Source organism: Kribbella koreensis (genome assembly GCF_039525325.1).
Lineage (GTDB): Bacteria > Actinomycetota > Actinomycetes > Propionibacteriales > Kribbellaceae > Kribbella > Kribbella koreensis.
The window spans coordinates 428,323-451,461 of record NZ_BAAAHK010000009.1; the positions used below are offsets into that span (position 1 = coordinate 428,323).

At 67.0% G+C, this 23,139-nt stretch carries 26 protein-coding genes; 10 read left to right on the forward strand and 16 right to left on the reverse strand.

Translation table 11 applies throughout. From position 1 onward, the window contains the following. Nucleotides 1-11: 11 nt before the first annotated feature. Genes ABD116_RS21490 through ABD116_RS21510 form a run of 5 tightly spaced genes read right to left on the reverse strand, consistent with a single transcriptional unit; the run spans nucleotide 12 to nucleotide 4,798 of the window. A complete protein-coding gene (locus tag ABD116_RS21490; RefSeq protein ID WP_343972895.1) occupies nucleotides 12-719 on the reverse strand; it encodes an SDR family NAD(P)-dependent oxidoreductase in 708 nt (235 codons plus the stop codon). After that, the gene (locus tag ABD116_RS21495) at nucleotides 716-2,083 is read right to left on the reverse strand and encodes an FAD-binding oxidoreductase (RefSeq protein WP_343972898.1); all 1,368 of its coding nucleotides are present in this window, start codon (nucleotides 2,081-2,083) and stop codon (nucleotides 716-718) included. The genes ABD116_RS21490 and ABD116_RS21495 overlap by 4 nt, the downstream gene beginning before the upstream one ends. After that, nucleotides 2,080-2,679, reverse strand: a complete 600-nt coding sequence (locus tag ABD116_RS21500; protein WP_343972901.1) for a DedA family protein — start codon at nucleotides 2,677-2,679, stop codon at nucleotides 2,080-2,082. Before ABD116_RS21500 ends, ABD116_RS21495 begins: the two co-directional genes overlap by 4 nt. Further along, nucleotides 2,676-3,779 (reverse strand): glycosyltransferase family 4 protein, encoded by a 1,104-nt coding sequence (locus ABD116_RS21505; protein ID WP_343972904.1) that lies wholly within the window; start codon nucleotides 3,777-3,779, stop codon nucleotides 2,676-2,678. The genes ABD116_RS21500 and ABD116_RS21505 overlap by 4 nt, the downstream gene beginning before the upstream one ends. After that, nucleotides 3,776-4,798: a lysylphosphatidylglycerol synthase transmembrane domain-containing protein gene (locus tag ABD116_RS21510; RefSeq protein WP_343972907.1), complete on the reverse strand. Its 1,023-nt coding sequence runs from the start codon at nucleotides 4,796-4,798 to the stop codon at nucleotides 3,776-3,778. Before ABD116_RS21510 ends, ABD116_RS21505 begins: the two co-directional genes overlap by 4 nt. Before the next feature lie 72 nt (nucleotides 4,799-4,870). Between ABD116_RS21510 and ABD116_RS21515 the strand changes: the two genes are divergently transcribed. Genes ABD116_RS21515 through ABD116_RS21525 form a run of 3 tightly spaced genes read left to right on the forward strand, consistent with a single transcriptional unit; the run spans nucleotide 4,871 to nucleotide 7,062 of the window. Next, nucleotides 4,871-5,674, forward strand: a complete 804-nt coding sequence (locus ABD116_RS21515) for a PIG-L deacetylase family protein (protein WP_343972909.1) — start codon at nucleotides 4,871-4,873, stop codon at nucleotides 5,672-5,674. 30 nt (nucleotides 5,675-5,704) lie between these two features. Further along, on the forward strand, nucleotides 5,705-6,382 hold the full coding sequence (locus ABD116_RS21520; RefSeq protein ID WP_343972911.1) for a response regulator transcription factor: 678 nt from the start codon (nucleotides 5,705-5,707) through the stop codon (nucleotides 6,380-6,382). After that, nucleotides 6,382-7,062, forward strand: a complete 681-nt coding sequence (locus ABD116_RS21525; RefSeq protein ID WP_343972914.1) for a phosphatase PAP2 family protein — start codon at nucleotides 6,382-6,384, stop codon at nucleotides 7,060-7,062. Before ABD116_RS21520 ends, ABD116_RS21525 begins: the two co-directional genes overlap by 1 nt. Here the strand turns inward: ABD116_RS21525 and ABD116_RS21530 are convergent. Genes ABD116_RS21530 through efeU form a run of 4 tightly spaced genes read right to left on the reverse strand, consistent with a single transcriptional unit; the run spans nucleotide 7,040 to nucleotide 10,538 of the window. Further along, nucleotides 7,040-8,419 (reverse strand): sensor histidine kinase, encoded by a 1,380-nt coding sequence (locus tag ABD116_RS21530; protein WP_343972917.1) that lies wholly within the window; start codon nucleotides 8,417-8,419, stop codon nucleotides 7,040-7,042. The genes ABD116_RS21525 and ABD116_RS21530 overlap by 23 nt on opposite strands. After that, nucleotides 8,419-9,315 (reverse strand): M56 family metallopeptidase, encoded by an 897-nt coding sequence (locus ABD116_RS21535; RefSeq protein ID WP_343972920.1) that lies wholly within the window; start codon nucleotides 9,313-9,315, stop codon nucleotides 8,419-8,421. Before ABD116_RS21535 ends, ABD116_RS21530 begins: the two co-directional genes overlap by 1 nt. Next, a complete protein-coding gene (locus ABD116_RS21540) occupies nucleotides 9,312-9,689 on the reverse strand; it encodes a BlaI/MecI/CopY family transcriptional regulator (protein ID WP_343972923.1) in 378 nt (125 codons plus the stop codon). Before ABD116_RS21540 ends, ABD116_RS21535 begins: the two co-directional genes overlap by 4 nt. 9 nt (nucleotides 9,690-9,698) lie before the next feature. Then, nucleotides 9,699-10,538 carry an iron uptake transporter permease EfeU gene (gene efeU, locus ABD116_RS21545; RefSeq protein WP_343972926.1) on the reverse strand — a complete coding sequence of 280 codons (840 nt, stop codon included), beginning with the start codon at nucleotides 10,536-10,538 and terminating at the stop codon, nucleotides 9,699-9,701. Nucleotides 10,539-10,662: 124 nt separating this feature from the next. Here efeU and efeO point away from each other — a divergent pair, with 124 nt between their 5' ends. Genes efeO through ABD116_RS21570 form a run of 5 tightly spaced genes read left to right on the forward strand, consistent with a single transcriptional unit; the run spans nucleotide 10,663 to nucleotide 15,819 of the window. Then, the gene (gene efeO, locus ABD116_RS21550) at nucleotides 10,663-11,805 is read left to right on the forward strand and encodes an iron uptake system protein EfeO (RefSeq protein ID WP_343972929.1); all 1,143 of its coding nucleotides are present in this window, start codon (nucleotides 10,663-10,665) and stop codon (nucleotides 11,803-11,805) included. Beyond that, nucleotides 11,802-12,578 (forward strand): GntR family transcriptional regulator, encoded by a 777-nt coding sequence (locus tag ABD116_RS21555; protein ID WP_343972932.1) that lies wholly within the window; start codon nucleotides 11,802-11,804, stop codon nucleotides 12,576-12,578. Before efeO ends, ABD116_RS21555 begins: the two co-directional genes overlap by 4 nt. A 46-nt stretch (nucleotides 12,579-12,624) precedes the next feature. Beyond that, a complete protein-coding gene (locus ABD116_RS21560; protein ID WP_343972935.1) occupies nucleotides 12,625-13,278 on the forward strand; it encodes a response regulator transcription factor in 654 nt (217 codons plus the stop codon). Further along, nucleotides 13,269-14,516, forward strand: coding sequence for a sensor histidine kinase (locus tag ABD116_RS21565; protein WP_343972937.1), 1,248 nt, complete (start codon nucleotides 13,269-13,271; stop codon nucleotides 14,514-14,516). The genes ABD116_RS21560 and ABD116_RS21565 overlap by 10 nt, the downstream gene beginning before the upstream one ends. A 49-nt stretch (nucleotides 14,517-14,565) precedes the next feature. Further along, nucleotides 14,566-15,819: a COG4705 family protein gene (locus ABD116_RS21570; RefSeq protein ID WP_343972940.1), complete on the forward strand. Its 1,254-nt coding sequence runs from the start codon at nucleotides 14,566-14,568 to the stop codon at nucleotides 15,817-15,819. A gap of 46 nt (nucleotides 15,820-15,865) precedes the next feature. Here ABD116_RS21570 and ABD116_RS21575 read toward each other — a convergent pair whose 3' ends face one another. Continuing rightward, nucleotides 15,866-16,603, reverse strand: coding sequence for a NucA/NucB deoxyribonuclease domain-containing protein (locus ABD116_RS21575; protein WP_343972943.1), 738 nt, complete (start codon nucleotides 16,601-16,603; stop codon nucleotides 15,866-15,868). 680 nt (nucleotides 16,604-17,283) lie between these two features. Here ABD116_RS21575 and ABD116_RS21580 point away from each other — a divergent pair. Next, nucleotides 17,284-17,955, forward strand: a complete 672-nt coding sequence (locus ABD116_RS21580) for a DedA family protein (protein ID WP_343972946.1) — start codon at nucleotides 17,284-17,286, stop codon at nucleotides 17,953-17,955. 21 nt (nucleotides 17,956-17,976) lie between these two features. On the opposite strand, the gene ABD116_RS21585 is transcribed toward ABD116_RS21580, so the two are convergent. The 5 genes from ABD116_RS21585 to ABD116_RS21605 form a co-directional block, all read right to left on the reverse strand. Then, the gene (locus tag ABD116_RS21585) at nucleotides 17,977-18,927 is read right to left on the reverse strand and encodes a hypothetical protein (protein ID WP_343972949.1); all 951 of its coding nucleotides are present in this window, start codon (nucleotides 18,925-18,927) and stop codon (nucleotides 17,977-17,979) included. After that, entirely contained in the window at nucleotides 18,924-19,814 is an 891-nt protein-coding gene (locus ABD116_RS21590) for an ABC transporter ATP-binding protein (RefSeq protein ID WP_343972952.1), read from the reverse strand. Before ABD116_RS21590 ends, ABD116_RS21585 begins: the two co-directional genes overlap by 4 nt. Continuing rightward, nucleotides 19,798-20,208, reverse strand: coding sequence for a GntR family transcriptional regulator (locus ABD116_RS21595; RefSeq protein WP_343972955.1), 411 nt, complete (start codon nucleotides 20,206-20,208; stop codon nucleotides 19,798-19,800). Before ABD116_RS21595 ends, ABD116_RS21590 begins: the two co-directional genes overlap by 17 nt. 68 nt (nucleotides 20,209-20,276) lie before the next feature. Next, the gene (locus ABD116_RS21600) at nucleotides 20,277-20,570 is read right to left on the reverse strand and encodes a hypothetical protein (protein WP_343972958.1); all 294 of its coding nucleotides are present in this window, start codon (nucleotides 20,568-20,570) and stop codon (nucleotides 20,277-20,279) included. Nucleotides 20,571-20,907: 337 nt separating this feature from the next. Next, nucleotides 20,908-21,360, reverse strand: a complete 453-nt coding sequence (locus tag ABD116_RS21605) for a hypothetical protein (protein ID WP_343972961.1) — start codon at nucleotides 21,358-21,360, stop codon at nucleotides 20,908-20,910. Between ABD116_RS21605 and ABD116_RS21610 the strand changes: the two genes are divergently transcribed. Then, entirely contained in the window at nucleotides 21,334-22,377 is a 1,044-nt protein-coding gene (locus ABD116_RS21610) for a hypothetical protein (protein ID WP_343972964.1), read from the forward strand. The two genes, ABD116_RS21605 and ABD116_RS21610, sit on opposite strands and share 27 nt — an antisense overlap. Here the strand turns inward: ABD116_RS21610 and ABD116_RS21615 are convergent. Further along, a complete protein-coding gene (locus tag ABD116_RS21615) occupies nucleotides 22,322-23,101 on the reverse strand; it encodes a response regulator transcription factor (RefSeq protein ID WP_343972967.1) in 780 nt (259 codons plus the stop codon). The genes ABD116_RS21610 and ABD116_RS21615 overlap by 56 nt on opposite strands. Between the last annotated feature and the right edge of the window lie 38 nt (nucleotides 23,102-23,139).

Genomic DNA, 23,139 nt, shown 5'->3' on the forward strand with positions numbered 1-23,139 from the left:
GAGAGAGCAGGTCAGCGCAGCTCAACCGGCAGCAGTCGCCTCGGCAACTTGCCCAGCAACCACACCATCGCACCCATCGGCGCCGGAGCCCAAACGACTGTTCGCCGTCCCTCCAAGGCCCGTACGACGCGCTGCGCGACCTTCTCAGCCGTGGTCGCCAACGGCGCCCGTTTCAACCCATCGGTCATCCGGGTCGTCACGAATCCCGGCCGAACCACCAGCACCCGTACTCCGCGCTCCGCGGCCTGAGGCGCAAGCATCACCGCCGTAGAGTCCGCCAACTGCTTCCCCAGCGAATAGGCCATGATCGATCGCCGAGGCCGAGCGGCCGCCGCCGACGACAGCAGCACCAACTGGCCGTCGCTCAACCGCTGCACCAGCGCATGCACGAGCAGCGCGACCGCCACCCCATTGACGACCAGCCCATCCTCGAAGGATGTCGTGGCCATCGACCCGACCGCGACCACAGCGAGCCCAACCGGACGGTGGGCCGACAGATGGGCGAGCAGCCCGTCGATCTCACCGGCGTGCAGCATCGCGTCGTACTGCGCGGTCGTCACGTGGTACCCGAGATCGCGCAGCTTCTCGGCGTTCTGCCAGAGTTGCCCACTGGGCCGGCCCGCCAGCACCACATCGCGCGGCGGCGGGCCGAGCAGCTCCTTCAGGACGGCCATCCCGATCTCGGACGAACCTCCCACCAGCAAAGCAGTACTCGTCATGGCAGCAGGTGCAATCGCTCAGCGAGCCCGGAGGTGAAGCGCCTGTCCGGGTCGAGGCGATCCCGCGTACGTTGCCAGGTCTTGAGCCGAGGGTACATCTCCGGGATCAGGTCAGGGTCCACAGTCGAGTCCTTGGCGAGGTAGATGCGGCCGCCCGCCTCGGCGACCATCGCGTCGAGCGTGCGCAGGGTTCGTCCGTCGCGTAACCAGCGGGCTGGGAGATCCGCGGCGAGAGTCCAACCGTGCAGCGGGAAGGACAACGGACCGGCGGTGCCGAAGCCGAGGTTCTTGAGCGTCGTGAGGGCGGGTGACATCCGGCTGCCGACCAGGAAGGCCAGCACTCGGCGTAGTACCGGAGTTGCTTCGCTCGGGATGGCGAACTGGTACTGAACCAGTCCGCTCCGCCCAAAGGCAGCCGGCCACGCATCGGCTCGGTCCAGCGGACACAGGGCTGACATCAGAGGTAGCAGCCGGCCATCCCGTGCACCGGTGAAATGCCACCTGGCCAACGACGCGGCGGCAATCGTCGGCCCGAAAACGACTCCTGGTCCAGGAAGCGACCGCACCGGCCGCCCGGCTGCGGATCGTCGCCGATCGGGATCCGGCGGCACACCACGAGGCAGGTCGCTCAGCTGCGCCGGCTGCGTCTCGTCGATCAGTCCGCGGCCGAGTCTCGGCCCGGGGGTGTGGGTGTCGAGCCAGGCGACCACGTGGAGGTTGGGATCGGTCTCCTGACGGACGGCGAGCTCACGGAGTACTGCGATGGTCTCGTCAAGCGAGCGGGTCCGTCGACGACGTTGCCTGGCCCATCCGGTTTCGACGGGCTGGAGCTGGATGGCTGCCTTGAGGATGACGCCAGTCAGCCCCATCCCACCCAGCGTTGCCCAGAACCCGTCGGGATCCTGGCCCGCCGACAGTTCGGTGACCATGCCTTCGGAGTCGAGCAGGGACAGCCAGAGCACGTGCTGTCCGAAGGAGCCCGCGCCAGGGTGGTTCTTGCCGTGCACGTCGCTTGCCAGGGCTCCGCCGACCGTGATCTTGGCGGTGCCGGGCAGGACCGGCACTGCCCAGCCCAGCGGAAGCACCTGATCCATGAGGTCGCCCAGGGTTACGCCTGCCTCGACCACAACGACGCCTCTGAGCCCGTCGAACGACAGAACCCGGTTGCGTGCGGTCATGTCCAGCACAATCCCTTGCCCGGGCAATGCCGCGTCGCCGTAGCTGCACCCGGCCCCGCGAACCGTCACCTGTCCGGCCGACTTCATCGCATCGTCAAGTTCCGCGTCGGTCGTGGGTCTCCGGACGACGCTTCGCCGATGCATTGACCGCCCCCAGCCGCTCAACGAGGTTTCCTCACTGCTCATGCGGCGGGCCTCGAGCGTTGGCGGAGGAACTCGATTCCCACCGGTACAAGGGAGACGATCACGATGACGGCGATGATCGGCAGCAGGTACTTGTCGACCCCGGGAATCTGCGACCCGAGCAGATGACCGGCCAGCACGAGCCCGACCGTCCAGACCACACCACCCGCGACCTGCCAGCGGGTGAAGGCCTTGGCGTCGATCCGCAACGCCCCGGCCAGTGGGTTCATCACCGTACGGACGCCAGGAATGAACCGGGCCAGCACGACCGCACGGCCCACGCCGTACGACTCCAAATGCTCTCTCGCCCGCTCGGCCGCGCGCTCGAGTCTCGGCCGCTGGACGATCGCCGGGCCGAACCTGCGGCCGATCAGGTAGCCGGCCTGGGCGCCGAGCACCGCACCGAGCGGCGCGAAGACCAGCGTCAGCGGCAGGTTCAGGTGGATGTCGGTCGTGGTCAGCAGACCGGCGGTGAAGAGCAGCGAGTCGCCAGGGAGGAAGAACCCGATCAGCAGACCGGTCTCGGCGAACATCACCAGCAGCACCGCCCACGGCCCCAGCTGGGACAGCAGGCTGTGCGGGTCGAGCAGATTCATCATGCCGTCGACGGTAGGTAGCCGACGCTGAGAGCAGGCTGAGTGAGCGCGTACTGGGCGACGTGCTGCTCGATCACCGTCGGCCAAGTCATCGACGGCTCGGTGAACCTGTTGTGGGCTTGGAGCTTCTGCAGCAGCGGGCGGTCGGTCAGCAGGCCGGCGGTGACCTCAGCCATCTCCTCGTGGTCGTCCACCAGGAAGCCTTCGATGCCGTCGCGGACGAACTCGCCGACACCACCCGAGGCCATCGCGACGACGGCCAGACCGGCGCTCCGCGCCTCCAGAGCCGCCACTCCGAACGATTCGAGTTCGGCGGGAGCCAGGTAGATGTCGGCGGCCAGGTAGAGCTGCTGGATCTCGTAGCGGGTCAACCGGCCAGGCAGCTCGACCCAGTCGAGACCGCGGCGTCTGGTCGCCCTGGCGATGGCGGCCGCCCGCGGGCCCGTGCCGATGATCACGGCTCGCAGCGGAAGGTCGGCCGGCACTCTGCGACGAATGTCCTGCAGGGTCTCGAGGAGCGCGTCCGGACGCTTGCGCTGGGTCAGGCGCATCGTGCTGACGATGGTCAGCGAGTGGTCGTCTACCGGAGGCTGTTGCCAGGGTGCCGGATCGATGCCGTTGTGGAGTACAGCGATCGGCCGATGCGGGAGCACTGTGCGCAACCGGCGTGCGACCGCTTCGCTGACGGCCGTCCACCGCACCCGCGGGCCGAAGTCGCGATCGACATGAGCGAGCAGCCATGGAAGGACCACACCGTCGGGCGCGGGCAGCGAATGCAGCGTGATGACGGCGGGCAGGTTCAGGTCTGCGGCAAGCCGGGTCGCGTTCCACGCGAGTGGAGAGAAGAACGAGGTGTGCGCGTGCACCACGTCGTACTCACCAGAACCAAGCGCGAACCGCAGCGCATCAAGAGACGTCGGTACGCCGGCCAGCGAAGGCAACCGAACTACCGGCACATCGGTGGCCGGGGAGTCGGCCGGGGTCGCGGTGAAGACGGTGACGGCGTGGCCGGCCCGCCGGAGCTGGACGGCGAGATCGTGCACGTGCATCTCGATCCCGCCCAGGCGTGGCAGGTAGACATCGCTGACGAGTGCGATCCTCACGCCGCCACCGCCTGCTTGCGGTTGGCCAACAGCCAGAGAGCCAGGGTCACTCCCCCGACGGGAATCTCCAGCAGGTAGGTGAAGCCGCGGAACAGCACCATCCCCGCGGTCACCGCGGCAGGATCGCCACCCATGGCGACCAGCGCCGCCACGGTACCCACCTCGACGACTCCGGCGCCGCCGGGCGTGATCGGGATCAGCGTGAGCAACCGTTCGACCGCCAGTCCGGTGATCAGAACAGGCAGGCTCAGAGAGGTCCCCAAGAGCTGGAAACACAACCAGAGAAGCGCCAACTGCAACAGCAGGTAGGCGAGCATCCCAGCGGTCATCGGCCGCCAGCCGCGACGAAAGACACCCAGTACCGAAGTGCGCAGAGCTGGAAGCGAACGCTCCAACCGGGTTCGTCCCCGGGTGAGTCGACCGAGGGCCCGCCCGGCGGTCACCGGGGCCGTTTCGCTCGCGAGGAACCAGGCGACGGCAGCCAGTGCGACCAGCACCGGGATCAGCAGCAGACTCGTACGTCCGATCGGCAGCGCGGTCGCGGTGTTGGCGATCGGGACCAAAGCCAGCGCTACAGCGACCACCCCGAGCTTGGCCAGCACGTTGATCAGCGTGGTGACAGCAAGGAAGCCACCGAAGGCAGCCGGGCCGAATCCCCAGCGCCGGGTCATCGCGAAGTTCAGGCCCGTGCCGGCGGCTCCGCCCAACGGCAGAACGTTGGCCACCGCGCTACCGGTCAGGCTGAGCGTGAGACCGCGGCGTTTGGTCAGCCCGGGCAGGGAGGCGGCCAGGACGAACGAATGCGACCACAGGCCCGCGATCCAGACGGCGGCCAGCAAGACGATCGCCGGTAGCGAGAGGTGACCGAGGAGCGTGCCGACGGTCGACCAGCTGGTACCGACGGCACGGGGCAGCAGGACGACCAGGGCGATCGTCAGGGCGCCGGTCAGTACCGAGGTGATGGTTCGCCGGGGTGTGCTCATCGCGATCCTGTCCACGGTCGGGCTGTGTTCGTTCATCGTCGGAGCATGTCGCTGAGAGGGCGCTGAGAGCCGTTCGGGCCCTGGGCAACCACGTGCCATGGTGGTGAGGTGGCCTACACACTGGTGTCCTTCCACGCCCATCCCGACGACGAGGCGTTGCTGACGGGCGGTACGCTCGCGCGCCTCGCCGCTGAGGGGCATCGGGTCGTGCTCGCCGTTGCCACGGACGGTGAAGCTGGGGCGGCATCTTCGGCGTACCGTCAGGATCTTGCGGCGCATCGCCGCGACGAACTCGACCGATCCGCCGAGGCGCTCGGCTGCGCCCGCGTCGTCCGCTTCGGCTTCCGCGACTCCGGCTGGTCCCGCTCGTCCGCCCCCGGACCAGGGACGTTCAGCTCCCTGCCGATCGACGAAGCAGCCGCCCCGCTGGCGGACCTACTGAGAGAGGAACAGGCCGACGCGCTCACCGTCTACGACCCCGCCGGCGGCTACGGCCACCCCGACCACAAGCAGGTCCACACCGCCGGCCTCCGCGCCGCCCGCCTGGCCGGCACCCCATTGGTGCTAGAGGCAACGATCGACCGCACTCTGATCCGCCGCCTCATCCGCCTGGTCGAGGCGGTCCCCGGAATCCTCCCCGACGTCCGTGCCACCGACTACGCGACCGCCTACACGGCGCGCGAGTACCTCACCCACCGCATCGACGTCCGCCAGTACGCCGAAGCCAAGCGCCGCTCCTTCGAAGCCCACGCCAGCCAAACGACCTCCGACGACACCGCCCGCACCCTCGCCCTCCTCCTCAAGCTCCCGCCCTGGCTCTTCCGCCAAGCCCTCGGCCACGAGTGGTTCGTCGAACACGGCCGCTCCCCCGGCGGCCGCCTCTGTGACGACCTCTTCGCGTCACTCAGCTGATTCTCAGCGGGGTGGGGACAGACTGGCGGTATGCGGGTGTTGATGGTGGAGGACGAGGAGCGGCTGGCCGAGACGGTTCGGCGGGGGCTCAGTGACGCCGGGTTCGTGGTCGAGGTGGTGCACAACGGCGAGGACGGGTTGTGGGCCGCGAGCGAGCACAGCTACGACGTGATCGTGCTCGACATCATGCTGCCCCGGGTGAACGGCTACAAGGTGCTCGAGCAGCTCCGCGAGCGTGGGGTCTGGACACCGGTGCTGATGCTGACCGCGAAGGACGGCGAGTACGACCAGACCGACGCGTTCGATCTCGGCGCCGACGACTACCTGACCAAACCGTTCAGCTTCCTGGTACTGGTCGCCCGGCTGCGGGCCCTGATCCGGCGGGGCGGCCCTGAACGCCCCGTCGTGCTGGTGGCCGGCGACCTCACGCTCGACCCGGCCCGGCGCCGGGTCGAGCGCGCCGGCCGCGAAGTCACCCTCACCCCTCGCGAGTACGGCCTGCTCGAGTTCCTGATGCGGCACCGCGGCGACACCGTCAGCAAGGTCGAGATCCTCGAAAGCGTCTGGGACCCGGCCTTCGACGGCGACCCCAACGTCGTCGAGGTCTACATCCGCTACCTCCGCCTCAAACTCGACGCACCCTTCGGCCGCCGGGCCATCGAGACAGTCCGCGGCATGGGCTACCGCCTCGACCCGGACGGTGGCTGATGGCAACGATCATGGAAGAGACGAAGCCTGCCATCCGCCGGTACGCAGTACCGGCGCTGAGCGCCGCGATCGCGGTGGCCGGCACGATCGGCGTGATCGGCCTGGCCGACGCGGCGACCGAGTCGGATGGCCTGGCAGCTCTCGATCCCCAGTTCACCGCCGATGCCGTGTCCGATCGCACTCCGGTCCTGACGGTGCTGGCGCGGGCCCTCACCTTCGTCGGCGACGTGCCCGTCCTCGTCACCCTGATGCTGATCGCGGCGTTCCTGCTGTGGAGATGGACTCGCGGGCTGCGAGCGCCCGCGTTGTTGCTGTTCGCCATGGCCGGGTCCGCCGCGCTGACGGCCGGCTTGAAGGCGCTGATCGAACGCAAGCGCCCTGGAGTCACCTTCGTTCTCGGCCCGGTCGACACCGGCTTCGCCTTCCCCTCCGGTCACACCTTGAACTCGACGGTCTTCTTCGTCACGCTCGCCGCATTGCTGTGGGTCGGCCTCCGCTCGTACGGCGCGAGAACCGCGCTGGCGGTCGCGGCTGTTCTGATGAGCGCCGGAATCGGGCTGAGCCGCATCTACCTCGGGTATCACTGGGCCACGGACGTCCTCGCGGGCTGGACGGTCGCCGTCACCTGGCTCGCACTCGTCTCGCTGGTGGCCTACTTCACCCGGCCACGGGAAGCCTGACGACGAACCGGGCCCCACCCAGCGGCGACTCGCTCACCTCGACCGTCCCGCCGTGCCCGCGCACGACTTCCCGGACGATCGCCAGCCCGAGTCCGGACCCGCCGCTGCCACGAGCCCGGCTCGCATCCAGCCGGACGAATCGCTCGAACACCCGCGACCGCTCCTCCGCCGGGATGCCGTCACCGTCGTCCTCAACGGTCACGGTCGCGGTACCGGCCTCCTCCGCGAGGGTGAATCGCACCTTGCCGTGAGCCGCCTGGACGGCGTTGTCGGCGAGATTGCGCAGTACCTGACTGAGCTTGGCCGCGTCGCCCGTGACCCGGACGGGCGGTACGACACCTTCCACCGCAACACCGTTGGCTGTCCGCAAGCGACGCAACTCGACACCCACCAGGTCATCCAGGTCGACGTCGGTCCGCTGGATCTGCAGGCCGGTGTCGTCGGCCTTCGCAAGCAGCAACAAGTCCTCGACCAGCCGCCGCATCCGCTCGGTCTCCGCCTGCATCACCTGATGCAACTCCGGTGCGGATTCGCCGGACTCGTCCGCGACGATCACGTCCAGCGCCGCCATCAAGCTGGCGATCGGCGACCGCAGCTCGTGACTGGCGTCCGCGACGAATCGCCGCTGCGTCTCCTGCCCCGACTGCAACCGATCGAGCATCTCGTTCATCGTCACCGCCAGCCGCGCGATCTCATCCTCCGCGGCCGGCACCGGCACCCGCTCGGCCAACTGCCCGACCCCGATCCCATGCACCCGCGACCGGATCCGCTCTACCGGACGCAGCGCTCTCCCGACGAGCATCCAGGTCGCGGCACCGACGAGCACGAGCAACAGCGGGAAGCCGATCAGCAGGTACGTCGTGACTGTGGTCACCGTGTCGCGCTGGGTCTCCACCGACGACGCCACCACCACCGTGTACCGGGCCCCTTGAAACTCGGTGCCGCGGGCAATGATTATGTAGGGGCTGTCGTCATCCAGCAACGGCATCCGGCCGACATCGTCACGGACCCACTGACCAACCGCAGGCCTGGTATCCGTCAACGGCTCACCGGCGGCCGTCGGCGACGAGACCGCGACCACTTTGTCCTGCGCATTCACCACCTGGATCAACTGCGTCGCGCGAGTGTTCTCGACCAGCTCCTTGGCCAGCCCCACCTCGCCCTCCTCAGAGACCTGGCCAGCGACGTCAAACGCCCGCGACTCCGCCTGATCGGCAACGCTCGTGATCAGCGTGCGCTGCAGCAACAGCAGCAACACAGCCGCCCCGATCGCCAGCGCGGCAGCGACCACGAACAACGCGGCCCAGGTCGAGCGCGCCCGCACCCCGGGCCGACCGACGAACGCCGGCAGCTTCATCAGCCGAGAACCATACCCAGCCAGGCACCGGCGTCCGAGACGAACTCCACCACGGCCAAGCCGGTAGCTAGAACCTGGGCCACGGTCAGCGCTGCCACCCCGGCGATACCGCCCCACCGTCGCTGACGAGCCGGCTCGGCCATCGCGGCGACCCGATCGACCGCGCTTGAGCTGTGCAGTCCCATTGCCGGAACAAGGCGCTGGCCCCGGGTCGCAAGGGATGCCTTCGCCACAGTCTTCGCGACGAGCTCCCGGTCTCCGGTCCTGGCTGCCGCGTCCTCGTCAGCCCACCGTTCCACGAGGTAGGCGACCAGGGTCGGCATTGGGTAGAGCAGCGGGTTGATCGCCGTCGCGCACCCGGCGATGGCGACGAGCCGGTGATGGTGGCGGATCAGATGGGAGCGTTCGTGGGCCAGCAGCACACGTCGCTCCCGGTCGTCCAGCAAGCGCAGCATTCCTGACGTCACGAGCACGTGCCCGGGGCGACCAGGAACGGCCACTGCGAAGGGCTCGGCCACATCAGCCACCGCGATCCCGGCCCGAGAGGTCCCCATCGCCTTCAGGTCACGCCGCAGCCGCGTACGCCGTACGAGGTCAAGAACGACCCGGCCGACGCCGACCAAGAGCACGAGCGCCGCGATCGCCGCCAACCAGCCTGGCACCGGCTTCGGCAGCCCGAGCTCGGGACGGTGATCGAAGGCCGACAAGGGCGGCAGATCGTCGAACAGAGTCAAGGACAACATAGTCAGGCTGGCAGTTAAAGTCAGCGCCGAGACAGCCGCGCCGGCTGTCGCGGTCCGCGCAGCCAGATCGGGAGGCAGCCAACGCGCCATCCTCGTCGCCACCACTGCGACCACGAGGCTGAACAGCAACGGGAGGTAGACGAAGAACGTCATGACTCGTCCCCGGACCGCGCTGACAACCAGCGTTGCAGAGTTTCGGCTTCGTCATCGTCAAGGGTGGCAGCGAACTCGCGGAGTACCAGCGCGCGATTCTCGACCCCGCTCAGCGTCGTCCGCAGCTGGTCGGCGATCGAGGCAGCCTCGTTCTTGGTCGGCCAGTAGACGTGCGCGCGGCCGCGGGTAGCGCGCTGGACGAGGCTCTTGGCTGCCAGGCGGGTCAGGATCGTCTGGACGGTGTTGTAGGCGAGCTCGTCGCCGAGTTTCGCGTGCACCTCGGCCGTCGTCAGCGGCTGCTCGGCCGACCACAGCGCGGCCATCACCTGAGCCTCCAGCTCACCGGCACCGCGTCGTCCGCCTCGATCCTTCACACCTGCAGCCTAACCAGCCGGTGGCGAGGCCGGGCTGAGCGACTGGCGCGACTGCAGCGGGCGGAAGTACAGAACCAGGACCGGTACCAGGTAGACGAGCCAGACGCAGGCCTCGACCACGGTCGGGGACGGGTTGAAGTTGAAGATGCCCTTCAGCAGTACGCCGTACCAGCTGGCCGGCGGAATCACGTGCGAGATGTCGAAGGCCAGCGTGCGCAGCCCGGGCAAGATGCTGGCCTCCTGCAGATCGTGGAAACCGTAGGCCAGGATGCCGGCCGCGACCAGAACCAGCAGCGCACCGGTCCACCGGAAGAACTTGCCCAGATTGATCTTCACCGCACCCCGGTAGATCGCGATCCCGCCGGCAACAGACGCCAACAACCCGAGCAGGACGCCGACGAAGGGTCCGGCCGTCGTGGCCGTGGCAGCCGAAGCGTAGACGATGAAGGCCGTCTCGATACCTTCCCGGAAGACCGCGAGGAAGGCGAGCAACACGACCGCGCTCGGCCCGACCTCGAGCGCCTGGCCGAGCCGCTCCCGCAGCTCGCCTGCGATGCTGCGCGACGCCTTGCGCATCCAGAAGATCATCCAGGTGACGAAACCGACCGAGATGATCGACATCACCCCGCCGATCGTCTCCTTGGCAGTGAACGACCGTGCGGTCAGCGAGGTGATGAACTGCAGCACCGCCCAGCCCAGCACCGCCGCTCCGACCGCCGCGGCGACGCCGATCCACACCTGCCGGAGCCGTTCTCGATGGCCCGACTTCACCAGGAAGGTGGCCAGGATGCTCACCACCAGGGAAGCTTCGAGCCCCTCGCGCAGGCCGATCAGAAAGTTGGCAAGCATGTGGCGGTACTCCCGACTGGACGATCCGGACATCTCGGAGACAGCCAAGGCTAACCTAAGATACGCTCGACTCCTACACCGTGTAGGTATCGATCCACTGCCGCCAGCCCTCAGGAGAACCCGCATGCCAACCACCTCCCACCGCGTCTGCGGGGTGGCCGCTGTCGCGCTTATGACCGCCACATTGTCTGCCTGCGCGAAGGAGACTCCGGCCGCCGCACCCGGTGACACCACGGGTCCGGTTGCGGTCCAGGCAACCGACTCCGAGTGCGGCCTGAGCCGTACCGACGTGAAGTCGGGCACGAGCACCTTCTCGGTCTCCAACGGCGGCAGCAAGGTCACCGAGTTCTACGTGTACGCCGAGGGCGACCGCGTCATGGGTGAGGTCGAGAACATCGGCCCCGGCCTCAAGCGGGAGCTGATCGTCGAGCTGCCGACCGGTAAGTACCAGGCGGTCTGCAAGCCGGGCATGGTCGGGGACGGCATCCGTGGCGACCTCACTGTCACCGGCGACGCCGCTCCCCAGGCCGATGCGGACACCGCACTCAAGCAGGCCACGGTCGACTATCAGCGGTACGTTGGATCGCAGGCGACCGCGTTCCTCGAGCAGACCGGCGTGTTCGTCGCCGCAGTGAAAGCGGGCGATGTCGCCAAGGCGAAGGCGCTGTTCCCGGTCGCGCGCACCTATTGGGAGCGGATCGAGCCGGTCGCGAGCTCGTTCGGTGATCTCGATCCGAAGATCGATGCCCGGGTCAACGACGTCGAGGCCGGCACCGAGTGGACCGGGTTCCACCGGATCGAGCAAGCCCTGTGGGAGAAGAACAGCACCGCGGGCATGGCGAAGTACGCCGACCAACTGCTGGCCGACGTCACCACCCTGGTCGGCAAGGTCAAGGTCGTGAAGCTCAATCCGCTGCAGCTGGCGAACGGTGCCAAGGGACTGCTGGACGAGGTCGCCACCGGCAAGGTCACCGGTGACGAAGACCGCTACTCGCACACCGACCTGTGGGACTTCCAGGCCAATGTGCAGGGGTCCCAGGCGGCGATCCAGGCTCTCCGGCCGACGCTTCAGCAACGGGACCCAGCGCTGGTCGCCAAGGTGGACGAGAACTTCAAGACCGTCCTCGCAGCCCTCGACAAGTACCGCGTCGGCGACGGCTTCAAGCCCTACACCGCAACCGAAGCCGAGAAGAAACAACTCGGTTCGATCGTCGACGCGCTGGCCGAGCCGGTCAGCAAGGTCGCCCGAGTGATCGCGAGGAAATGACGGCGCAGAATGCCCGGCGAGCCCGATGGGAGATCGCCGGGCTTCCCGCTTATGAGTACATCGCTCTCGATCTCCGTCAGCAGATCGAGAGCGGTCGGCTGCGGCCCAACGCGAGACTCCCCTCGGCACCCAAACTCCAGGAGAAGTACGCCGTCTCACAGACGACCATCCGCAACGCCATCACAGCCCTGCGCAACCAGGGACTGGTGATGACCGCCAACGGCAGCGGTGTCTATGTTCGGCCTGCCGGCGGAGATCCCCGGCAGTCCAGCGCGCGCAGAATCGAAGTTCTCGACAACGTCTTGTACGACCCGGATCTCGACGACCCTGCCTTGGACGAACTACACCGAGCCGACGGCAAGGCGGCCCCACCCCAACAGGTCGCCCTCCTGATGGACCTGCCGCCCGGTGCCGAGGTGATCCACGTCAGCAGGATCCTGCGCAACAGCATCAGCGGCCGACGACTGGTCCACCAGCTCTATGTGCCGCTGGATCTTGTGCCTCGACCTCGCACCCCGATGCCCGTCGGCGGTGAGTTCTACCAGTTCCTGCGGACCACAGACCAGCGCCCGCAGTGGACCGAGGCAGTGGCGGCTCGCCTCCCCACTCCGGAGGAAGACCGTGCCCTCGCCGTACCGCGATCGACTCCGGTCCTGCTCACGCACCGTCTCACCATCAACAACCACGGTCTTGCGCTCGCGCTCGAAGAAACTCTTCGCAGCGCCGACGACATCCGCTTCGTGTATGCCCTGCCCACCGGTCGAGGATCTTGACACGACTCTCAGCGGACTCTCAGCGGAGGTTCCATACCGTCTCGGTGTGGCTCGGATCGCGGTATGCGAAGACGACCGCGCGCTGCGTGGTCTGCTGCGGCGGGCCCTGGCCGCCGATGGGCATTCGGTTGTCGCCGCGGCGACCGCCGCCGAGTTTCTCGGGCAGCTGGATCCGGCTCCCCACGTGGTGATTCTCGATGTCGGACTGCCGGATGCGGACGGGCGCGACGTCTGCCTGGCGTTGCGGGCCCTCGGGGTGGACGCACCGGTTCTGATGCTGACGGCGCTGGGCGGAATGCACCACACGGTCAGAGGCTTCGAGGCCGGTGCCGACGACTACCTCACGAAGCCTTTCGACCTGCCCGAGTTACTTGTGCGCATTCGTGCGCTGCTGCGCCGCGTGACGGTCTCGACGACTGTCGACGAGGTGGCGCTCGACCCGACCAGTCACGAGGTACGCCGCGGCGAGGCCGGCGAGGCACTCACGCCGACGGAGTTCCGCCTGCTCGGGCGACTGATCTCGGTACCGGGCGAGGTCGTCCGGCGGCATTCACTGGTCGCCGCCGGCTGGCCGCACGGCGCCTCGGTCAGCGAGAACACCCTCGACTCCTACCTGCGACGGCTCCGGGTCAAGCTCGATCGGCTCGGGATCGCCGACCGGGTCGCGACCGTCCGCGGCGTTGGCTACCGATGGGACTGAGCGGCTTCCGGGGCCGGATCGTCTCGCTGGCGGTTCTCACCGCGACGCTGGTCGTCGCGGTTTTCGTGGTGCTCAGCCACGTCCTGCTCACACGGTCGACGGACGCCGACACCCGGACACTCGCCCGTACCCGGGTCGAGGCGGTCGCCGGCACGGTCCAGGTGCACGACGGAAAGGTACAGCTGGTCGAAGGAACCGGTGACGCCTTCGACACAGTCGCTTGGGTCTTCGAGGACGGACGCCTGATCGACGGCGCCGCGCACCCAGCCGACGCCGTCAGCCGACTCGCCACCGTCGGCCGAGACCAATTCATGATCGCCGATCGGTATCTGCTGTACGCCGAACCGCTGCCAGTGCAGGCCCATCGGGTCACCATCGTCGTCACCGTCGACCTCACACCGTACGAGCACTCGGAGCAGCGCAACCTGATGATGTCGCTCGCCCTCGGCGCCCTCGCCGTAGCGCTCGCGGGCTTCATCGCGTACCTCGGCGTCAACCGTTCTCTGCGTGTCGTCCACCGTATGTCGGCCCTGGCCGACGAGTGGGGAGACCACGACCCTGACCGCCGGTTCGCACTCGCGTCTCACGACGAGTTCGGCGAGCTGGCCCGGACCTTCGATCGCCTCCTCGACCGCGTCTCGAACACCATCGCCGACGAACGCCGGCTCACCGACGAGATCGCTCACGAGCTGCGGACCCCGATCGCTGTACTCCGCGGCGAAGCTCAACTCGCCGAACTTTCGTGTCTGCTGGTGGAGCCGCAGGTCGTCCTCACCGAGGCCGATCGGCTCGACACCGCCGTGAGCACAATCCTCGACGCCGCCCGCTCTCGCCTACGTAGCGCGGAGACCTGCGGGCTGGAAGTGGCCCTGCGACAGGTCACCCAACGCCATGGCCTGCCCATCGGCAGCCCACCCGAGGTCGACCTGGCCATCCCCCTCGATGTCGTTGCCTCGGTCCTGACTCCGCTGCTGGATAACGCCGTACGCCACGCCCGGACGGCAGCCTCCCTGCAGGTCGAGACCAACGGCGACTGCGTCCTCGTCCATGTGCTCGACGACGGGCCAGGTTTCCGTCCGGACGACCTGGAGCGCGTCTTCGAGGCCGGGCACAGTTCCTCGGACGGACATGGCCTCGGCCTTGCAGTCGTACGCCGGATCGCGAACGCCACCGGTCTCGGCGTACGGGCAATCGCCGACGGCCAGGGTCATGTCGAGGTGCGCTTCCCGTTGGCCTGACCGATCGCAGTCAGGTTGTCTGCAGGTGATCCGCGCAAGGGTTGCCGGCATGACTACCAATACCGCGACCCGTTCAGCAGTACCGCGGGCGCTGCTGAACAAGGTGCCCGAGGTAACCATCTGGTTCTGGCTGATCAAGATCCTCTGCACGACGGTCGGTGAGAGCTTTGCCGACTGGATCAACATGCAGCTCGGAGTCGGCCTCATCGCGACCGCGGTCATCTTCACCGTGGTCTTCGTCATCGTTCTCGGCTGGCAGCTGAGCACGAGGCAGTACAAGCCGGCCGCCTACTGGCTCACCGTCGTGGTGGTCAGCGTCACCGGCACGCTCTACACCGACATCCTCACCGACCAACTCGGCGTGCCGCTGTGGCTCAGCTCTTCGGTCTTCGCCGTTGCGCTGGCCGCCGTGTTCGGCATCTGGTGGGCCCGCGAACGTACCCTCTCGATCCACAGCATCGTCAGCCTGCCCCGTGAAGCCTTCTACTGGCTCGCCGTGCTGGTCACCTTTGCCCTCGGCACCGCAACCGGCGACTGGACCCTCGAACTCACCGGCTGGAGCCCCGGCACCTCGGTCCTCCTCCCCCTCGCCCTCATCGCGATCATTACTGCCTGCTGGCGCCTCGGGGCGAACCCGGTCCTCGCCTTCTGGCTCGTCTACATCCTCACCCGCCCGCTCGGCGCGAATCTCGGCGACTGGTTGGCCGCTCCGAAGGTCCCTGACCAGGGCCTTGGCCTCGGCACTCTCGTCACCAGCCTGATCTTCCTGAGCGCGATCCTCGCGACTGTCGTCTACCTGACCTTCACCAAGAGCGACGTGATCGAGGGACACCGGGCCGGCCGTACGGCGAAGTACCATCGCCGAGCCCGTGAGCTGCCTCTGATCGCCGTCATGGCGGTCGCGGCCATCGCCGCCGGTTCCCTCCTCAGCTGGGCCTCAGCGCAACCCCACACCAACGCCGCCGCGGAGAAAGAAGGCCCCAACCCCGCGGCCAACGCCAACCTCACCCCCGCCCAATCCACAGCCAACTTCCCCAAGGAAGACGTCACCCAGTTCCGTAGCATTGTGGCGAGCATGGACGCCGCCCTGGCCAAGAACGACCAGTCCGCCCTCAACACCGCCGTCGACAGCTACGAGAAGGCCTGGGACGACGACCAGCCCAAGCTCGAGAAGCTGGACAAGAAGGCCTGGGGCTTCATCGACAGCCAGAACGACGCCGTCTTCACCTCGGTCCGCGAGACCAAGAACCCCGACACCGAGAAGAAGGCCGTCCAGACCCTCCTCAAAACCCTCGGCGGCTAAAACGAAGACAGCCAACGGCCCCTGCCGAGGCAGGGGCCGTTCGCTGCTACGCGGTGATACTGACGTTGAACTTGTCACCCTGAAGGAGCCGGTTGGTGCGGTAGAAGCCACCCAGAACGGACCCTCCGCCGCTGTTCTGCTGGGCGTTGATCATGCACGCGCTGAAGCCGGGACCGGTGATGCCGATCGGAAGCTGCGGGATCGAGCAATCGGCGAACGTTCGGCCGTTGCTCGAGTTCCTGGCCCCTTCGTCGCTGGAGGCGAACGGGTATTCGTCGCAGGACTTGCCCGATGGTCTGGTGAAACTACCCGGGCAGGCAGCGGTCCGGTTGTCCTGGGAGTCGTCTCCCGTGAAGATGCGGGTCAACGGAGTCCCGCCGGGCGCGCCGGGCAGCCCTGACTGCTGGGCCCGCTGGATGTGGCTTGCGAGCTCGGGGTACGGGCCTGACAGCGCGTACCCGATGGTCGGCACAGAGGCCCACACGACACATCCCACGCTGGTGATCCCGGGCGTCATGTTGTCGCACCGGGCCCACGGCGAGAACATGTTGTAGACATCGTCCCAGTTGATGGCCGACGGATTCGGACCACCGAACTCGATGCCCCATTTGGTCGTGGTGAACGTCGTACCTCTGGTGCCGCCGGCAGTGAGGGTCGTCTTGTACGACGCCTCCGCTTCCAGGATGGTCGAGGGGGTCACCAGCTTGGTCAAAGGCGCGGTAGCGATGGGGAACGCACAGGTGTCCTGGCAGGTGACGTGCTGAGTGACCGTAGCCCCCGCCATTGATGGTGTGATGGTGAAATCGTTCAATGTGAGACTTGTGACGATCGCATTCGTGTTCCCCAGGGTCAGATAGACCCGAGTCGTCCAAAAGATGTCCCCGAACGGCGTCCCGTCGCCGTTGAGCCAACTCAAACCCGCACGCTGGACGCTGCACGCCTCCCGCCGACGCCACCAGAAACCGGGGCTCGGATGAGCAACCGCGAACTCGCACAGCGGCGGAAGCACAGCCGCCGTGCGCGACTTCGAAAGGATCGGATTCGACCGGTGCGCACAGGTCACAAGGCCGCTCTTCCGGGGAGCCTTGGCGAGTGCCCGCTTGACCACCTCACAGTCCTGTAATCCCGAGCGTGAGGGCAACGGCTTGGATCGCGCCGCGGAGGGATTGGCCGATCGTGGGGTCTCCGTGACAGACGCCGGCGGATTCGCCGTCGTGGATGCTTCGGCAGTGGAACCGAGCAGAGGCAGGGTGGTCGCGGCAACCAGCACCGCGACCAGCACCGACAGAGTCTTTCGCTGTCGCATGGGGGCGGTCCTTCCGACAGAACAAGTGATTGATCACTGTTGGTGGCAGGACCGTAACCATCGGCAATGAAATCCCACTGAAATCCGCATCACATCCACCCAGAGCAGCCGGATGCAGCCAAACCCTTCTCCTACAGCGTGTAGGTACTATCGATCGCATGTCGCCCACGGTCCGCTTCATGATGCTCACCGATGTCGCGCCGGCAACCCAGGAACCGACCGGGGGCATAGCCGGCTGGGCGGTCTCCTTGATGGAGCAGTTGGGTGCACCTGGGGCCGGGCTCGCCGTCGCGCTCGAGAATCTCTTTCCGCCGCTGCCCAGCGAGGTGATCCTGCCGCTGGCCGGCTTCGCTGCCAGCCGTGGTGACCTCGGGCTCGTCAGCGCGATCATCTTCACCACCCTCGGCTCCGTGGTCGGCGCCGTGGTCCTGTACGCCATCGGTGCGATCCTCGGACGTGACCGCACCCGCTCGCTCGCAGCCAAGATCCCGCTGGTGAAGCTGGAGGACGTCGACAAGGCCGACCAGTGGTTCGACCGCCACGGCTCCAAGGCTGTCCTGATCGGCCGCGTCATTCCCGTCGTACGGAGCCTGATCTCCATCCCCGCCGGCGTTCAGCGGATGCCGATCCTGCTGTTCGTCCTCTTGACCACCGGTGGCAGCCTGGTCTGGAACTCCGCCTTGATCCTGGCCGGCTACTTCCTCGGCCAGCGATGGACGGTCGTCCAGTCGTACGTCGGAATCTTCCAGTGGATCGTCCTCGCCCTGGCAGCAGCAGCCGTCACCTGGTTCATCGTCAACAAGGTGCGAGCCAGGCGGTCCGAGGCGTGACGCAGCCGCGTTTCGGACCCGTCAGGCTGTCCGGCGGAGGACCCACCAGGCGGCGACGGCGAGCGTGATGACCGACAGGCCGATGAAGATGCCGGACTCGATGAGCTGGAACGGCCAGAAGCGGCCGACCGGTTGATAGGTGTCCACGAACCGGTAGCCGTTGGTCACCGAACAGGCCTCGGCAGCAGCCTTACCGGCCAGTGCCTGGCATGGGTCCGCGACGCCCGGCGTACCGAGGATCTGACCACCGCGGTTGATCATCTCGCTGCCAAGGATCCAATCCCCGTAGCCCAGCCGCGGACTGGTGGTACCGAACGCGTAGGAGACATCCAGCGGTGCCAGGTAGTGCCCGCGGAGCGCTTGGACCGCGATCTTGATCGGCAGATAGGCCACGAGGGTGATCAGCATCGCCGGCACAGTTCGCTTGAAGATCGCTCCGGCGGCCGCGCCGAGCGCGATAGCGAAGACGGTGTAGGCGATCGGCACGATGCCCCGGAAGTCGAACACATCCGGGCTCAAGCGGGCGAAGTCGTCCTGGACCCGCTCCAGCGGAGTGAACCACCACGTCATCAATTGAGTCAGCGCGGCCGCCACGACGGCGGCGCCGAGCAGATGGACACCCAGCTTGACGGCAAGCCAGCGACCACGGCTGACGGACTGGGTCCAGGCGAACCGATGGGTGCCTTGCTCGGCCTCGCGCGCCACCAGGGGGCCGCCCCAGAACATCCCGGTGACCAATGGCACCAAGATGATGAGCCTGTGCGAGTTGATCACCACATCGAACTTGTCGGTGAAGCCGCGGATCAGGGTCGCGCAGTCAGCGCCCGACCCGAGACAGCCGCTCAGTCCGGAAGAGTCGAGATCGGCGACCATCGCACGCCGGGTCAGTACGGCGTACAGGGTCAGCGCGGCCAGCAAGGCGAGCGAGGCCAGCACGTTGGGCCGGGCCAGTCGGAGGGTGAGCCGGGTCATGCCGGGATCTCCTGCGACGGCGCCGCGACGGTGTTCGCGCCGGTCATAGGAGCGGACATGTAGGCGAGGGCGAGTTCTTCCAAGGTGGCCGGGCGTACGGTCCATACCGGATCGGTGATCGGTCCGTTGGTACGGACGAGCAGGCTGGCCTGCCGCTCGGTGTACTCGGCGTTGATCACCTGGTGGTCCGCGAGCAGGTCGCCGGCCTTGGCGCGAGGGCCGGTGATCATCCGATGGTGGCCGAGCAGCGCCTCGGTGTCGTCCGCGACCTGGACCTGCGAGGCCGACATCAGCACGAGGTACTCACAGGTGCGTTCGACATCGGCGAGAAGATGCGAGGAAAGGACCACGCTCACCCCTGAGTCGGCGACCTCCTCCATCAGGACTTTGAGGAACTCCCGGCGCGCGAGCGGATCGAGGTCCGCCACCGGCTCATCGAGGAGCAGCAGCTTGGGCCGCTTGCCGAGTGCCATCGCGAGAGCGAGCTGCGACCGCTGACCACCGGAGAGACTGCCGACCTTCTGCTGCAGGGGAATCCCGGCCCGATCCATCCGCTGCCGAGCCAGTACCGGATCCCAACTCGGGTTGAGCCAGCCGCCCATTCGCAACGTCTCGGCGACGGTCAGTCCGCGGTACAGAGGCTTGTCCTGAGCGACGAAGCCGACATCGGCCAGGGCCGCCCGCGGCGACCTGCCGAGCACCCGTACCTCGCCCGCACTCGGCCTCAGCAGCCCGACGGCGAGACTGAGCAGCGTCGTCTTGCCCGCTCCGTTCGGCCCCACCAGCCCGATCACCCGCTCGGTAGGCAGACTCAGCGAGCAATCCCGCAGCGCCCATTTCCTGCCGTACCGGCGCCCCAGCCCCAAAGCCTCAAGCGCGAGTGCCATGCAGCGCCCCCGATCCACCGATCCCTTGCCGCATCACCGCGTGATAGATCGCGTCGATGTCCTCGTCGACGAGCCCAGCCCGCCGAGCATCGACCACCCAGCCGGCAAGCCGATCCCGCAACTCCGTCTGCTCGGCCGGATCGTGGTCCGACAAGGTCTTGAGCACGAACGTCCCCAATCCCGGCCGTGCCCCGACCAGCCCTTCCCGCTCCAGCTCGCGATAAGCCTTCAGCACCGTATTCGGGTTGATCGCCAGCTTGGCGACCACCTCTTTCGCGGTCGGCAACTTGTCCCCCGGCTGCAGCAGTCCCAGCCGCAACGCATGCCTCACCTGCAGCGCCAACTGCAGATAGGTGGCCACTCCCGATCGATCGTCGAGCTGAAAGTCGATCATAAAGCCTCATTCCACTAAGTACTTAGTGAAAGAGTGTTACTTCGCGCCCCTCCTGTCAACACCGGAGGCTATGGCTCCGGCGGGATGTGGTCGCGGCGTAGGAGCGCCCGCCCCTCGATCTTCCCGTTCACGATGGCGCCATGAACCAGGAACGGTTTCAGGTCCTCCTCCTGAGCAGGTAGGGAGATGATGACCAGGCCGTCGCCTTCATCGGTCTCGACGGACTTCACATCCAGCCAAGCACCTTCAGGCTGGCCGATCAGCAAGTCGACGCGACCACCCGTGATGAGACCGGCTGTGGTCGCACGAGTGAGCTCGCCTGTCGAAGCTGCATCGAACAGGGTGCCGACACTCTCGGCCACGTCATGGAGATCCTGCGGTGTCCGATTCCGCGTCGGTAGGACCAGTGAGTCGGCATCATTCCACCGCCGTCTCTATTCCCCGAAGTACCAGGTTCCGTCCTTCGGGTCGTATCTGACAGCCGGCCTCACGTCGATACCCTTCCACAAGAAGGACAAGCCCTATCCTGCCTCGGTGGCAACATCACGAGGGAACATCTCCCCACGACTTCGGCAGGCTCTCTACGGACTGAGCCACGGGCGTTGCTACGCACCCGACTGCGACCAACCTATGGTCGTACTCGACGGGGATGAGCCAGTCGCTGTGGGCGAGGTCGCACATATCGTCGCGGCTGTGAAGTCAGGTCCTCGCGGAGATCATGAGATCGACGACCGAGAGGGCTTCGACAACCTTCTTCTGCTGTGCGGACGGCATCACAGGGTCATCGATGATGAACGAACCAGCGCCCGGTACCCCGTCGAGGTATTGAGAGGTTGGAAGCTTGAGCGCGAGGCTCATTTCGACAACGCACTTCTGGCCGAGGTCCGACAGCTCCCGGATCTCGCAGCTCAACTTCCTGGACTGATCGCCGACGCGTTCAGCGAGGTGACCACCGCCTCCGGTCCTGCTGTCGGTGACGGAGTTCCAGCGGTCAAGCAAGCTTTTGAAGATGCGTACGACGCAGTTGGAGGCGCCGCATTTCTCGGGCTCGCCGCCGGCGAGGCCTTCGAGGTTGGTCCCGGCTACGTCCAGCACCTCCGAGGGGGCAGTTGCGGTCACCCAGCCGTGATCTGCGCACTGAATGGCGGCCACGCCGTCATAGTCTCCGCTGACCTGTGGAACGCGATCTCACGAATCGGCAGTGGAGTGCACGCGGTCGGATTCCCCATCAGCCCGAAGGGCAGCAACCACCCGTACGTCGGACCCGAGAATGATGAAGTCCCAACCGCTGGCGGCTCCTGGTCCGGCGGCACCATGACTCGCGATGGCGACGCGGGCTGGAGGTGGAAGCCGCACCTCGCCTTCGACGCGAACTCGGCCAGCGACGCAGAGATCGCCTTCGGTTCGAGGCAACCGCTGGATCTGCGATTGCGACTAATCGCCCACATCCCACTCGCTGGTGATGATCTACGCATCACAGCGGCCGGACGCCGGAGACTGACAGCCGCGCTGAGCGAGTCGGGTGGTCATGATCTGTTGTCATCTTTGGCCTGCGGCCGGGTTGACGCTCCGATCGAACCCGAATGGTGCTTGATGGACGATCAGTACGGTCGCAACGACAGCTGGGGCGCATCGTACGAGGCCTCTGTCAGCGGCTCCAATGGAGATCCCGCACTCCGCAGTTCGCTTAAGTTCCTCATGCCGCAACACACGTTCTCGACCATCGTGGCGATCGTCGACCTCGAGATTGACTTCGATGGTTGCCAACCCCAGCCGTGTCCATCGGACACCCCCGCGCACAGCCGGCTCTCCCTTTCCGAGGTGGTCGAGTTCTTCACGACGGCCTGGGCGATCGCGTTCGACATCCTCCCGCTCGCCCTCCACGACGGCCTGGCCGACGTCGAGCTGGCCGGTCGGCCTCGGGTAGGTCTCCACCTCATCAGCGAGCGTCCGCCGAACAGCGGCGGAGACCGAACCTTCCGCCTGACTGATCTCGTCGACCTGAGTCCGTTCGGCACCACCAACAAGCAGCGCCTCTCACAACTCTCGATCGCCGTACTCGGTCGTGGACAGTTATCTGAGCCGGATGCGCGAGTTGTCCTCCGGCAAGCACTCAGTCGATTGGCTGAGGACTCGGGCTTTGACCGGCCTGATCTCGTGCAGTGGTGACTTCGCGATCGTCAGGTGGGTCAAGGCGGTAGCCGTGGCCGCGGAGGGTCTGCAAAGTGGGCAGGCGGGTGGCGCCACTGGTCTCGCTCGCGAGCTGGAGGCGACGGCGCAGGGATGCGATCGTGACGTCGAGGGTCTTGGTTGAGCCGAACCAGTTCTCGTCCCAGACCTTGGCCATCAGGTCTTCGCGGGAGACGGCGGCGCCTGAGTTGAGGACGAGCGTTTCGAGAAGTTCGTATTCCTTGGGGCGCAGGAGTAGCTCGTGGCCGGCGACTGTGCAGCGGCGGGCGGCTGGGTCGACGGTGAGGTCAGCGATCGTCAGCGGCGTACCGGTGTCTGGTGACGGTCTGCGGCGTAGGTGGGCGCGGAGTCTGGCCAGCAGGACCGTCAGGCTGAATGGCTTCACCAGGTAGTCGTCGGCGCCGGCGTCGAGGCCGGAGACGATGTCTATCTCCTCGCCTCGGGCCGTCAGCATGATGAGTAGCAGTTCTGGCAGCTCCGCGCGCAACTGCCGGGCCAGCTCGACGCCGTCGATGTCGGGCAGGCCGAGGTCCAGGAGGACGACCTCGGCCTGCTCGCGACGCGCCCCCGCCAGGCCGGAGTGGCCGGTGCGGTACCAGGACGACCGGTACCCGTTGCCGCGCAATGCGCGGTCGAGCAGCCGGCCGATCGTGTCGTCGTCCTCGATCACGACGGCCACGCCGGGATCCGTCCTGGTCCTCACCTTGCCGAAGCTACTGCGGTCTCGCTGAGAGAAACCTG